This window comes from Pedobacter psychrodurus, from assembly GCF_032678585.1.
Taxonomy (GTDB): domain Bacteria; phylum Bacteroidota; class Bacteroidia; order Sphingobacteriales; family Sphingobacteriaceae; genus Pedobacter; species Pedobacter psychrodurus_A.
Genome location: NZ_JAVTSN010000039.1, coordinates 1 through 12,929, shown reverse-complemented (window position 1 = coordinate 12,929; position 12,929 = coordinate 1). Strand labels below are relative to the sequence as shown.

The following is a 12,929-nucleotide window of genomic DNA, read 5'->3' as shown; positions in this document are numbered from 1 at the left end:
TGTTTTTTGTATTATTTCGTTATTTGGTGTGGTGCACCGCCGAGCTTGTATAACCCTTTCAGCGTCCTGCTGAACTTGGTTCAGCAGCTTTGAAATCAACGATCTTTCTAAAAAGATCCTGAAACAAGTTCAGGATGACGATCCGATGAGGAGTGAGTACAGCTGAATCGCACTTTCTAATCAAATAGTTCTTAATGTAATTGAATGTGCACCCAACTCCGTGCCCTCTGTGCCTTTCTCCGTTTTCTCTGTGGTTAAAACACTCGCCTTTCCCTTAGCGCTCTTTGCGGTTAAAAAATATTCACCCAACTCCGTTTTTCTGTGGTTAAAACACGAACGCTTGTCCCTTAGCGCTCTTTGCGGTTAAAAAATAATCACCCAACTCCGTTTTTCTGTGGTTAAAACACGAACGCTTGTCCCTTAGCGCTCTTTGCGGTTAAAAAATAATCACCCAGCTCCGTTTCTCTGTGGTTAAACACGGACGCTTGTCTCTTTGCGGTAAAAGCAAACCTAAAATTCGTAAATCAACGCTATATCGTAAATCATACTCCTTGATGTTTTATGTAAGTTGCTGGTATGTAGTGTTTTATTCGCTGGTATGTTTCTTGGAACAGGGAGGGAAACAAAAAATATTTAATTATGAAACCATCACCAGACTTATTGTCTCCAGAAAACCATGCATTAGTATTAATCGACTATGAAGGACAAATGGCTTTTGCAACAAAAAGCATTTCCATTACCGAACTTCGTACCAATGTGGCTATCATTTGTGGCGCCTCTAAAATTTTTAAGGTGCCCACCATTGTAACTACAGTTGCTGAAGAATCGTTTTCTGGTCCTGTTTTTCCTGAGGTTGAAGAGTTTTATCCTCAGGCTATCTCAAATTATATCGATAGAACTTCAATGAACACATGGGAAGATGAACCTGCTTATAAGGCCATAACCGGAACAGGGAAAAAGAAACTTGTATTGGCAGGCCTTTGGACAGGTGTATGTATTGTTGGTCCGGCTTTATCTGCCTTATCTGAAGGTTTTGATGTTTTTGTAATCACCGATGCCTGCGGCGATGTAAGCAATGAAGCACACGAACGTGCCATTCAACGAATGGTACATGCAGGTGTAAAACCGGTAACTTCGGTTCAATACATTCTTGAATTACAAAGAGACTGGGCCAGAACAGAAACTTATGAGCCCGTAACCACTTTGATGAAAAAATATGGTGCAGGTTATGGTATCGGCATCCAGTATGCGCACAAAATGGTAAAACACTAATCCTCATTTACCATAAAATGAGAACTCATTATCCCCATTTGGCATGTGTTGTGGCAATTTGTTTTTGCTTGTCAACAACAACGGCATTTGCCCAAAACATCAAACTGATGCGCTACGATGAGGATTATAGCAAATTGAAAGATTCGGCCAGGAACTTCTACAACACATTAAAGTTCCTGCCGCTTTCAACAAATAAAAAAGTTTACCTCAGTTTTGGCGGCGAGCTCAGGGAGGAATATGGCGGGAAAATCAACGAGGATTGGGTCAAAGATCAAGGGTTTAATTATTCTTTTTTGCAACGTTATTCAATTTACGCGGATGTAAATATCGGAGAAAGACTGCGGGTTTTTGCGCAGGTAAACAGTGCACTCGAAAACGGCAGTAAATATGGGCCATCGCCTGTTGATGAAGACCAGCTTGCGGTACAGAATCTGTTTGCTGAATATAAAATACTTAAAGATTCGTCAAATAGATTAGCCGTTCGGGTAGGCAGACAGGAAATTAATTATGGTTCGGGCAGGTTAATTTCTGTTAGAGAGGGTACAACCGTTCGGCAATATTTTACAGGAGCCAAACTAATGTATGCCACGCCACGGTTTTCGCTTGATGCATTCGTTTTGGCAGCCGATGAAGTTAATTTTGGAATATTCGATAACCACACTAATCATCAGGCCAATCTTTGGGGCGCTTATTCAAATCTAAATGTTCAACAAGCCGGGAACTTTGATTTCTATTATTTAGGGATTAGACGCGATAATGCTGAATTTGAAGAAGGAATAGCCAAAGAAGTCCGACATACTTTAGCTACTCGCTATTGGAAAAGCGGCGGCGGTTTTATCTATAATCTGGAAGCTGCCTATCAGTTCGGGAAATTTGGAAATGGCAATATCAATGCCTGGACAATGGCCATTGAGTTCGGTTATACTTTTGAAAAAACAAAATTCAAACCTTCGATTAACCTGCGGAACGACTATATTTCAGGAGATCAAAAAGCAGGGGATGGAAAATTGCAAACCTTTAATCCATTATACCCGAAAGGCGGTTATTTTGGATTTAACCCACTCATCGGGCCATCAAATTTGATTGATTTACATCCCTATTTAATGCTTACCGTAACTGATCAGTTGAGCATACAGGCTGATGTAGTTTTCAATTGGCGATATTCCGTAAACGATGGGATTTATCGGCCAAGTGGAAACTTTAATACCGCAGGTTCTATTTCCAACCACCGCTTTATCGGTACAACATACCTGCTCAGCGCAGATTATAAATTCAGTAGCAAACTTTCATTCAGTTGTGGCGGACAATATTTCAGGCCAGGTGATTTCATCAAAGATATCGTACCACTCAACGACAATTCCAGGTTTTTTAATGCCCAGGTATCATATAAATTTTAAACATAAGAAAATGAAAAACAACTTCACTAAACAATCAAAATTTGCGCTCCATAACATTAGGATAGCGATAATCATATTTTCAATATTTATTGCAGGAAGGGGATTTGCACAAAATACCACTGCACTCGGTACAGCCAAAGTGTGGGGTACAATTAATGGAATCGCCATCGAAGGTGTAGTTCAGGGCCCATCTGCACAGGTTAGCGATTTACAGGTGGCCTGTGTTTTCGAATACACCGAAGGCGATATTTTTAATTCACCGCCTGCACTTCCGCCAGCCTTAAACGGTTTGGTGCACTTAGATCAGGATATGAAAGGATTGATCACCGAAATCCGGAAAAGCGGGAAATTTCTGGGTCACGCCAACGAAACATTATTAATTACGCCTCCAAAAGGCACAATAGGTGGCAAACATTTGCTTTTAATCGGTCTTGGCGACCGCAACAAATTTTCACCAGAATTAATGACTGGAGTTGGTAGCGTGGCGATGAGAGAGGCATTAAAACTTGGAGTAAGCAACCTTGCTTTCGCGAGTGATTTAAAAGATGCGGGAATTGATTCGCCAACAGCATTGGTTGCCGGAAACGTGGTGAAAGGCATTTTCGAAGCTTACCGCGCGCAACTTTGGTTAAAAGAAAAGAAAATGGCAATCATTAAACCCATTTCTAAGGTGATTCTTTTAGCTGGTCCGGCATTTTTTACAACCGCTGGCGAAGGTATCCAGGAAGCCATTTCAGCAATTAAAAATTAATCACCTTATAAATTGAGAAATACGATGAGTGCAGACATGATTTTATTCAATGGTAAAATACATACCATCGCCAAACACAATGGGAAAATAACAGCGGTTGCCATAAAAGATGGAAAGTTTGTTGCTGTTGGAAATGATGCAGATGTAATGGCCTTTTCAGGGCCATCTACCAGACTGATCGACCTGGGGAAAAAACGTGTTGTTCCAGGTATTAACGATTCGCACATTCACTTGATCCGTGGTGGATTAAATTTCAATCTCGAATTGCGATGGGATGGCGTGCCATCACTTGCCGATGCATTACGGATGCTTAAAGAACAGGTTGATATTACCCCATCGCCACAATGGGTGCGCGTGGTAGGTGGCTGGTCTGAATTTCAATTTGCTGAAAGAAGGATGCCCACACTCGAAGAAATAAATGCCATTGCACCCGAAACGCCAGTATTTATTCTGCATTTGTACGACCGTGCTTTTATGAACCGTGCTGCGCTTAAAGCGGTCGGATATACCAAAGATACACCTGCGCCTCCGGGTGGAGAAATCCAGAGAGACGCAAACGGCGAACCTACCGGATTGATTATTGCCAGTCCGAATGCGATGATTTTGTATAGCACTTTGGCAAAAGGACCCAAACTTTCATACGAACACCAGGTAAATTCTACCCGTCATTTCATGACAGAACTGAACCGCTTTGGCATTACCAGTGTGATTGATGCAGGTGGAGGTTTTCAGAATTTTCCCGACGATTATAAGGTTGTTAATGAATTGAACGAGCAAAAACAACTTACCGTTCGCATTGCTTACAATTTGTTTACCCAACGGCCGAAACAGGAATTTGAAGATTTCGATAACTGGACAAATACCGTAAAGCTTTATCAGGGTGATGATATGTACCGCCATAACGGAGCAGGCGAAATGCTGGTTTTTTCGGCAGCCGATTTTGAAGATTTCCTTCAGCCTAGGCCAGATCTTTCTGATAATATGGAGCCTGAACTAGAGCGTGTGGTACGTTTGTTGGTCGAAAAGAGATGGCCTTTCAGATTGCACGCCACTTATAACGAAAGTATCAGCAGGTTTTTAAATGTATTTGAAAAAGTAAATGCAGATATTCCTTTTGCAGGTTTACCATGGATTTTCGACCATGCCGAAACCATTGATGAACGTAATATCGAACGCGTAAAAGCTTTGGGCGGTGGTATCGCAATTCAAAGCCGGATGGCCTATCAAGGCGAATATTTTACCGAACGTTATGGCACAAAAGCGGCATTGCAAACGCCACCAGTTAAAAAGATGCTCGAAATGGGCGTTCCTGTTGGTGGTGGCTCTGATGCCACACGCGTAAGTAGTTACAATCCATGGGTTTCGATGTTCTGGTTAACGGCGGGTAAAACAGTTGGCGGTTTAAAAATCTACAGTGAAGAAACCGTTTTATCAAGAGAAACTGCCTTAGAACTGTATACCAGGGGCAGCGCATGGTTTTCGAACGAACAACAAAAAAAGGGTGATATCGAAGTGGGGATGCTGGCCGATTTAGCCGTACTCAACCACGATTATTTCGAAGTGGCCGATGAACAGATCAAAAGCATCGAATCCGATTTAACCATTGTTGATGGTAAAATTGTTTATGGTAAAGGCGATTTTTCTTCCTTTTCGCCACCCAAAATCCCGATTCTGCCCGATTGGTCGCCGACGAAAAGTTATAACGGATATTTTTCACCAGCTACCCATAAAACAAATCAACAGGGAAAAACAAAAAGTTCAAATGGAACCGATTCCGTTTTAGCAATGGTACACTCTTGTGTGGGTAGCTGTAATGTGCACCACCACAATCATGATGCGGTAAGAACCAGTAACCTGCCTGTAAACAACTACACCGCATTTTGGGGCGCATTGGGCTGCTCTTGTTTTGCTTTTTAAAAATGGAAAATATCATCAAATACCTGTTATATTCTGATCTGGGATCAGACCTTAACAACTGGGCAGTACTTGTTTTTAGGGTGTTGCTCATGCTCGAACTTTTTAGGGTTCATGGAATGAAAAAGTTCCGCATTCAAAATGGAGAAAAGGAGCATGTACCCAACCCTTTGGGTTTACCCGATAAACTGAACGGATTAGTAGCTACATTTTCTGATACTGTTGTGCCATTTCTGGTAGCCATAGGTTTCGGAACCCGGGTTTTTCTTTTACCATCTATCGGAGTAACCGCAATCGGATATTTCGTAGTGCACAGAAAAGACTCGATTGAAGTACGAGATGTACCATACATGTATACACTGGCCATGCTTTTTTTATGTCTGGTCGGGCCAGGAACTATTTCAGTAGATCATTATTTAATCAACATTTTTTTTAATTAACAAATAAACATTAAAACCACAAAATCATGGAAGCTAAAATTGGAATCAGCGCAGAACACCTTGCCGAGGTGGCGCATTCATTGAGCAAAATTCTTGCAGATGAATACGTTTTATACACGAAAACACGCAAAGCGCACTGGAACGTAGAGGGACCAGACTTTTACAACAAACACAAATTTTTCGAAGAGCAATATACCCAACTGGAAGATATTGTTGATGAAGTTGCTGAGCGTATCCGCAAACTTGGTCATTATGCACCGGCATCGCTTAAACAGTTCCTGGAGTTAACACACCTGACTGAAGACGACCGTGGTAAAAACGATGCGCCAACCTACATCAAAATGCTGCTGGCCGACCACGAAAGTATCTTGATCCACTTAAGAGAAAATATCGACAATTATGCTGGCGCACTGAAAGATGCCGGAACCAGCGATTACATTACAGGCTTAATGGAAACACACGAAACCATGGCCTGGATGTTAAGGGCACATTTATCATAAATCAAAAACAACATGGAAGAAAAACAGAACAATATCTGGTTTGTAACCCTGGTATTGACCATTATAGCTGGTTATTGTGATACAATTACCTTTGTTGCTGCCGACAAAATTTTCTCTGCACACGTTACAGGAAACTTTATTGTATTCGCATATCAAATGATTAAAGGCTCTGATGGCGATGCATGGATCAAACTGTTAACTTTCCCAATATTTATGCTCTCGGTTATGGCTGGAGGCTGGATATCGGCGAAATTTTCGAACAGGCATTTTCTGCTTTTGTGCGAGGGGATTATCCTTTTGCTTGGCGGGGCAATTGCTTATTCGCTCGGCTATATCGATAATGGAGAAATCACCTGGCCCATCTACCTGGTTACCATGATTGTTGTTTTTGCCATGGGGCTTCAGAATGCATTTGGGAAACTTTTTGCAAAGGAAACCTACGGACCAACAACCATGATGACGGGTAATGTAACACAGTTTGCACTCGATATCAGATCTTTTTGTAACTCCGGTTTTAAAAATGCTGATTTCCTTTCGGGAATCAATAAAGGATTAATTACACTCGGTGGCTTTTTAATTGGATGTCTTCTTGGCGCCTGGATTGGGCAGCTTTTTGGTCTTGTTGGTATCTTACTGCCTGGTATTGCGATGATTGTTTGCTATTACAGCACAAAACCACGCATAAACGATGTTAAACTTTAAAACATGTTGACAAGAAACAACGCGATCAAATTTTTGAGCACGAAAATCAAATTCTTGTTGGTTACTTTCGTTCTGATAAACCCTTTCCTTGCAAAAGGGCAGGGCATTAGAACGAAAACAGAGGTAGCGGCGGCTGAAATTAAACTCCGCAGACTTGGTCAAACAGAAAATAAGGTCGATTTATGGGTAGATGTTGGCACCTATTATCTCAATTTACCCGGCGAAATAAAAACAGATTTAGCGAAGGCAATGACTCTTCAACAGCAAGCTTTTAGCCTCGCTGGCAAAATCGAATACCCCAAAGGAATAGCCCGGAGTATGGTGCTTAAAGGCAATATCTTCCGCGAATCGGGAGATAAAACGGGCAGTACCAAAATCTATGCGCAAGCAATCGCTTTTGCAGTTAAAATGGATCTGAAAGAACAGTTGGCCGAGGCTTATTCTGCTATGGGTAATGTTTTTGGCAATGAAGGGACAGATCTCGATAAAAAGATCAGCTACAACGAAAAATCCCTGTCCTTATACCGTCAGGCTGGGAATAAGTTGGAAGAAGGCAATTCGCTCAAAAACCTGGGCGATTATTACAATATTAAAGGCCAACCAGCTTATGCCATTAAACTGATGGATTCATCACTCGCGGTATATAAAGCCATTGGATTTAAGGAACTGCAGGGCGTTTACAACAATATGTGTATCATCAATATTAGCCTGGGCAACTTTTCCAATGCACTAAAGTACGGTTTGCTGGCCGAGAAAACTGCCGATCAATTGGCCGATACAAGTTTGCAGCGAAGTTCGATAAACAACCATTTAGGCTTAACCTATTATTACCTGAGGAATGATCAGAAAGCATTGGGGTATTGGTTAGCGGCAAAAAGAATTGCAGAACGATATAAGGATCCCGGTTACATGCAAACCATTATGGCCAATGTAGCCACCATTTATGTGCGGATGAAAAAGTTCGAAGCGGGTATAGCGGCACTGAAAGAACTGATTAAAAAGTATCCCCCAACCGATACACAGATGAAGTTGCGGATTCCCTATATTTTGTTTAACACCTATTACGATATTGAGCAATACGCCAAGGCCGAACCTTATTTTAAGGAACTGCAAAAGTTTCACCATGATCTGCCTAAAGATGATCCGAATCAGATTTATCTATATCGCAGCATTATCAGAAAACTGATCCATGATAAACAGTTTGTAGCTGCTGATGCTTATTTAAAAGAACACGAAAAACAAAGTTTACAACAAAAAAACTTACTGGCACTTTCGCAGTTACACCGGCTTTGGTTTGATGTAGATTCGGCTCTGAATAAACCATGGTCGGCAGTAGCGCACTATAAAACCTATAAAAGGTTAACCGATTCCATCTGGAACAACGATAAGAACAAACAGATTTCGGGTTTGGAAATCGAATTCCAGACGGAGAAAAAGGATAAGGATATTGCCTTGCTCAGTCAGAAAAATCAATTGCAGGAAGTAACGATTGTAAACGAGGGGAGACTGAGGTATATCTTCATCGCCGGTCTTTTTATCGCCGCCATATTTGTGGGTTTGATATATAACCGTTATCGCTTAAAAAGACGTAGCAATCTCGTTTTAGAACAAAAGCAGAACGAAATCAATACGCAAAACGAATTGCTTAGAAAAATACTCGAAGAGAAAGAGTGGCTCCTGCGCGAAATCCACCACCGGGTAAAAAACAACCTGCAGATTGTCATCAGTCTGCTCAATACCCAATCCGCTTATCTGGATAATGAAGATGCTTTAGTGGCCATCAGAAACAGTCAGAACCGCATGCACGCCATGTCGCTCATTCACCAGAAATTGTATCAATCCGATAATCTTGCCGAAATTGATATAAAGTGGTACATCAAAGAACTAGTCGATTATATGATCGAGTGTTTTGGCACCGATAAGAAAATCCAGTTTTCATTAGAAACAGAGGCGATTAAATTAGACGTTGCACAGGCGGTACCACTTGGCTTAATCCTGAACGAGGCCATTAGCAATGTAATTAAATATGCTTTTCCAGGTGATAAAAAGGGGAAAGTGCACATTTCTTTCCTGTTTATTGGAGAGGAGCTTTGCGAACTGAAAATTGCGGATACTGGCGTGGGTTTGCCAGAAGGTTTTGATCCTGAAAATACCGAATCATTAGGCATGAGTTTAATGACAGGACTTACCGAACAGCTTAACGGCGAGATTAAAATGTGGAATGATGATGGCCTGGTACTGGATGTTATCTTCAAACGACACAACGAATTAATTACAGAAAGAACAGAAATATTAACCAATAAAAATTAAACGATATGAATAACAATATTTTAGGCCTGCACCACATTACGGCTATAGCAGGCAATGCCCAACAAAACTTCGATTTTTATACCAAAACATTAGGCTTAAGGTTGGTGAAAAAGACGGTTAATTTTGATGATCCTGGTACTTACCACCTTTATTACGGCGATGAAACCGGATCAGCAGGAACAATCCTGACCTTTTTTCCCTGGGATGGAATCGGGCCGGGGACCGAAGGCGTGGGTATGGCAACAGAAATCGGTTACTCGGTACCTGCAGATAGCCACACGTTTTGGCTAGAAAGATTCGGCGATGCAAATGTTAAAACAAAAGAAATTACCGAACGCTTTGGTGAGCAGGTATTGGCTTTTAAAGACCCTGATGGTTTGTCGCTGAGTTTAATCGTGCCAAAAACAGCAGATATTAGAACACCCTGGGAAACCGCCGATGTTAAAAAAGATACCGCAACCAAAGGTTTTCACAGTACTACTTTAACCTTGCAAAGTATCGATGAAACAGCAAAAATACTTACCGATCTGTTTGGTTACCGCTTATTGGGTCAGGAAGAAAACCGCTATCGTTTTATTACCGATACTGTAGAAAATGCAGCCATTGTAGATCTGTTGGAAGTGCCAACTGGCCACCGGGGAAGAAATGCTGCCGGTACCAACCATCATGTTGCCTTCCGTGTTAAAAATGAAGATATTCAAATGGAATTGCGGGAACAGATTTTGAGTAAAAACCTGCAAATTACACCAAAAATTGACCGCGATTATTTTTATTCCTTATATTTCCGTGAACCAGGAGGCGTGCTTTTCGAAATTGCCACAGAAAATCCAGGCTTTACCGTTGATGAGCCTTTGAATGAGTTGGGAATGCATTTAAAATTGCCGCACCAACATGAACATTTACGTGAAGATTTAGAAAAATTACTTCCAAAATTAACTTAAAAAATATGGCACAAGTAAAATTAAACATTCAGGAAGGCGAACCAAGTTCGTTCGACATTTATGATGAAGACGGAAAAGCTGGCGAAATGATTTTCGACATCAAAGACAGGGATTTAACCGTATACCATACCGAAGTAGACACTTCAAAAGAAGGAAAAGGTTATGCCAAAATGCTGCTCGATGCCATGGTGGCCTATGTGCGCGAAAACAAATTGATGGTGATCCCGATGTGCCCCTATGTGCACATTCAATTCAGACGGCATGAAGAGTTGTACCGCGATATCTGGAACAAAATAAAAGAAGAAGAATAGAAATGAAAGATATTATAAAAGCTGGAAAAAGCTTTGGTCAGGCTGAAAAAGTGCTGGTCATGATCCATGGGCGTGGCGGAACGGCAGAGGATATTTTATCAATGGCAGAATACCTTAATGTTTCCAATTTTGCATTGGTAGCACCACAGGCAATAAATAATACCTGGTATCCACAGTCATTTTTGGTTCCACGGGCAGCCAACGAACCTTCCTTGTCGGATGCTTTAAACACCATAAAGGAAGCTGTACTCGATCTCGAAAAAGCAGGTTTTTCAAAAGAACAGATTTACTTTTTAGGTTTTTCGCAGGGTGCCTGTTTAACGCTTGATTTTGTCGCCACAAATGCAGCCCGCTATGGTGGAGTGGTGGCTTTTACCGGTGGCCTTATTGGTGAGCAGGTAGATCACCGAAACTATCATGGCGATTTCGATGGCACACCCATATTTATCGGCAGCAGCGATCCCGATATGCATGTTCCGGTATCGAGGGTAAAAGAATCAACTGTTTTGCTCGAAGAAATGGGTGCACAGGTTACCGAAATAATTTACGATAACATGGGGCATACCATCAGTCAGGCAGAAATTACACAGGTGAATAAATTAATTTTTAAGGACTAATTACACGATGGAAAAAGAGACGGGTAGGATAGAGGCTTTTAGCGACGGTGTTTTTGCAATTGCAATTACACTTCTTGTACTCGAATTGCATATTCCAGAAGCCAGTGAAGGAGATAAGCCCATCCATTTTTTAAATGCATTGAAAATGCAATGGCCGGGTTACATTGCCTTTATTATATCTTTCTTCAGTATTTTTATCATCTGGGTAAATCACCACAAAATTTTTAAACAAATCTATAAGCGAAACACAGGGCTGATGTTTGCCAACGGACTCATTCTGTTCCTGGTTTCGCTGGTTTCTTTCCCCAGTGCTTTATTGGCCAGGTTTTTTTTAACAGATTCAAAACAGCTATCCGTTACCATTTACACCGGATTGTTTGTTTTAATTAACCTGGCTTTTAACCTGTTGTGGCAACAAGCTACTTCAGATAAAAAATTATTGCGACCAGGAATCAGTGATGCCGCAATTGTGCAACTCAGGAACAATTACCGTTATGGATTCCCCACATACTTAATTGCTTTTATTATTTCATTCTTTTATCCGGATTTCGCTTTACTCATCTGCGTTTTACTCTGGATTTTTTGGGCAGCATCATCAAAGAAAATTAACTTTACCGAAACACCTGCTTTCTAATTAGAAAAAGACTTAAATTCATAGAACATGTCAAAATATAAAATCGCGATATTAGATGATTATCAGGACGTAGCAAAATCATTTGCCGATTGGACGCCCGTTACCGAATATGGAGAAATTGAAGTGTTTACCCAGCATCTTCATGAAGAGGATGAAATTGTAGCACGCCTGAAATATTTTGATATCATTTGCGTGATGCGCGAGCGTACGCCACTAACGGCTGCTTTACTCATGCAGTTACCCAACCTGAAACTTATCGTTTCTACAGGTGCCAGAAACCGGTCTATTGATGTTGCAGTTGCAGAGAAACTGGGCATTGAAGTGCAGAATACAGGATACCTGGGCCATGGTGCATTAGAGCTTACCTGGGCTTTGTTAATGGCCATTGCAAAACATATCCCGCAGGAAAATGCCAATCTGCGTGCTGGCGGATGGCAGCATATGGTAGGTAACGATTTAAAAGGCAAAACCCTTGGTATATTGGGACTGGGCAATTTGGGTGCACAGGTGGCTGCCGTAGCCAAGGTTTTTGATATGGATATCATTGCCTGGAGCGAAAACCTTACTCCTGAAAAAGCGATAGCTGGCGGGGCCAGGTATGTAGACAAAAAAACTTTATTTCAGGAGGCCGATTATTTAACCGTTCACATGGTGTTGAGCGATAGGAGTAAAGGCATTGTAGGTGCCAACGATCTGGCATTAATGAAACCGTCCGCCTACCTGATCAATACCTCAAGAGGGCCATTGGTTGATGAAAATGCACTGATCAAAAGCCTGGAAGAAAATAAGATTGCCGGAGTGGCTTTAGATGTTTTTGATAAAGAACCGCTTGATGCAGATCATCCCTTTAGAACATTGAAAAATGTATTGGCAACACCACACATCGGCTTTGTTACCCAGGATACCTACCAGCTTTTCTTCAACGATATTGTAAAAGCCCTGCTAGATTGGTTGCCTCAACATCCAAAAAATTAAATTTCCGTGGTTGCCGTGGTGTCAGATGTTACCATCTGACACCCTTGTCATCCTGAGGCACGAAGGATCTGCAAGTTAAGAGACTTTACCTTTGCCAGCTTGTAGCGGCCAACATTGATTATTGCCAATCGGAAATAGATTCTTCCTATCGTCAGAAAGACAAGC

Annotated in this window: 13 protein-coding genes; all 13 read left to right on the top strand. The window is 41.4% G+C overall.

All coding sequences use genetic code 11. From position 1 onward, the window contains the following. Positions 1-639 precede the first annotated feature (639 nt). The 13 genes from R2S57_RS22260 to R2S57_RS22200 all read left to right on the top strand — a co-directional run bounded on the left by R2S57_RS22260 (position 640) and on the right by R2S57_RS22200 (position 12,764). Entirely contained in the window at positions 640-1,272 is a 633-nt protein-coding gene (locus tag R2S57_RS22260) for a hydrolase (protein ID WP_316847149.1), read from the top strand. A 68-nt stretch (positions 1,273-1,340) separates the two neighbouring features. Beyond that, the gene (locus tag R2S57_RS22255) at positions 1,341-2,669 is read left to right on the top strand and encodes an alginate export family protein (RefSeq protein ID WP_316847148.1); all 1,329 of its coding nucleotides are present in this window, start codon (positions 1,341-1,343) and stop codon (positions 2,667-2,669) included. Positions 2,670-2,679: 10 nt separating this feature from the next. Continuing rightward, on the top strand, positions 2,680-3,420 hold the full coding sequence (locus R2S57_RS22250; protein ID WP_316847147.1) for a M17 family peptidase N-terminal domain-containing protein: 741 nt from the start codon (positions 2,680-2,682) through the stop codon (positions 3,418-3,420). Positions 3,421-3,444: 24 nt separating this feature from the next. After that, positions 3,445-5,337 (top strand): amidohydrolase, encoded by a 1,893-nt coding sequence (locus R2S57_RS22245; RefSeq protein ID WP_316847146.1) that lies wholly within the window; start codon positions 3,445-3,447, stop codon positions 5,335-5,337. Positions 5,338-5,339: 2 nt separating this feature from the next. Further along, positions 5,340-5,774 carry a DoxX family protein gene (locus tag R2S57_RS22240; protein WP_316847145.1) on the top strand — a complete coding sequence of 145 codons (435 nt, stop codon included), beginning with the start codon at positions 5,340-5,342 and terminating at the stop codon, positions 5,772-5,774. 26 nt (positions 5,775-5,800) lie between these two features. Next, positions 5,801-6,274 carry a DNA starvation/stationary phase protection protein gene (locus tag R2S57_RS22235; protein WP_316847144.1) on the top strand — a complete coding sequence of 158 codons (474 nt, stop codon included), beginning with the start codon at positions 5,801-5,803 and terminating at the stop codon, positions 6,272-6,274. A gap of 12 nt (positions 6,275-6,286) precedes the next feature. Beyond that, positions 6,287-6,976, top strand: a complete 690-nt coding sequence (locus R2S57_RS22230; protein ID WP_316847143.1) for a YoaK family protein — start codon at positions 6,287-6,289, stop codon at positions 6,974-6,976. A gap of 3 nt (positions 6,977-6,979) precedes the next feature. Continuing rightward, positions 6,980-9,286 (top strand): histidine kinase dimerization/phosphoacceptor domain -containing protein, encoded by a 2,307-nt coding sequence (locus R2S57_RS22225; RefSeq protein WP_316847142.1) that lies wholly within the window; start codon positions 6,980-6,982, stop codon positions 9,284-9,286. 5 nt (positions 9,287-9,291) lie between these two features. Then, positions 9,292-10,227, top strand: a complete 936-nt coding sequence (locus R2S57_RS22220; RefSeq protein WP_316847141.1) for a ring-cleaving dioxygenase — start codon at positions 9,292-9,294, stop codon at positions 10,225-10,227. Positions 10,228-10,232: 5 nt separating this feature from the next. Next, positions 10,233-10,538, top strand: a complete 306-nt coding sequence (locus R2S57_RS22215; protein ID WP_316847140.1) for a GNAT family N-acetyltransferase — start codon at positions 10,233-10,235, stop codon at positions 10,536-10,538. 2 nt (positions 10,539-10,540) lie between these two features. Beyond that, positions 10,541-11,155 carry an alpha/beta hydrolase gene (locus tag R2S57_RS22210; protein WP_316847139.1) on the top strand — a complete coding sequence of 205 codons (615 nt, stop codon included), beginning with the start codon at positions 10,541-10,543 and terminating at the stop codon, positions 11,153-11,155. A gap of 7 nt (positions 11,156-11,162) precedes the next feature. Continuing rightward, on the top strand, positions 11,163-11,789 hold the full coding sequence (locus R2S57_RS22205; RefSeq protein WP_316847138.1) for a TMEM175 family protein: 627 nt from the start codon (positions 11,163-11,165) through the stop codon (positions 11,787-11,789). Between the two features lie 27 nt (positions 11,790-11,816). Continuing rightward, positions 11,817-12,764 carry a D-2-hydroxyacid dehydrogenase family protein gene (locus R2S57_RS22200; protein ID WP_316847137.1) on the top strand — a complete coding sequence of 316 codons (948 nt, stop codon included), beginning with the start codon at positions 11,817-11,819 and terminating at the stop codon, positions 12,762-12,764. The last annotated feature ends 165 nt before the right edge of the window (positions 12,765-12,929 follow it).

Excerpts from the sequence above, each read along its gene's own strand:
- R2S57_RS22250 (WP_316847147.1), top strand. The coding sequence starts at position 2,680 with ATGAAAAACAACTTCACTAAACAATCAAAATTTGCGCTCCATAACATT.
- R2S57_RS22210 (WP_316847139.1), top strand. The coding sequence starts at position 10,541 with ATGAAAGATATTATAAAAGCTGGAAAAAGCTTTGGTCAGGCTGAAAAA.
- R2S57_RS22225 (WP_316847142.1), top strand. The coding sequence starts at position 6,980 with ATGTTGACAAGAAACAACGCGATCAAATTTTTGAGCACGAAAATCAAA.
- R2S57_RS22200 (WP_316847137.1), top strand. The coding sequence starts at position 11,817 with ATGTCAAAATATAAAATCGCGATATTAGATGATTATCAGGACGTAGCA.
- R2S57_RS22215 (WP_316847140.1), top strand. The coding sequence starts at position 10,233 with ATGGCACAAGTAAAATTAAACATTCAGGAAGGCGAACCAAGTTCGTTC.
- R2S57_RS22205 (WP_316847138.1), top strand. The coding sequence starts at position 11,163 with ATGGAAAAAGAGACGGGTAGGATAGAGGCTTTTAGCGACGGTGTTTTT.
- R2S57_RS22220 (WP_316847141.1), top strand. The coding sequence starts at position 9,292 with ATGAATAACAATATTTTAGGCCTGCACCACATTACGGCTATAGCAGGC.
- R2S57_RS22245 (WP_316847146.1), top strand. The coding sequence starts at position 3,445 with ATGAGTGCAGACATGATTTTATTCAATGGTAAAATACATACCATCGCC.
- R2S57_RS22235 (WP_316847144.1), top strand. The coding sequence starts at position 5,801 with ATGGAAGCTAAAATTGGAATCAGCGCAGAACACCTTGCCGAGGTGGCG.
- R2S57_RS22260 (WP_316847149.1), top strand. The coding sequence starts at position 640 with ATGAAACCATCACCAGACTTATTGTCTCCAGAAAACCATGCATTAGTA.
- R2S57_RS22240 (WP_316847145.1), top strand. The coding sequence starts at position 5,340 with ATGGAAAATATCATCAAATACCTGTTATATTCTGATCTGGGATCAGAC.
- R2S57_RS22230 (WP_316847143.1), top strand. The coding sequence starts at position 6,287 with ATGGAAGAAAAACAGAACAATATCTGGTTTGTAACCCTGGTATTGACC.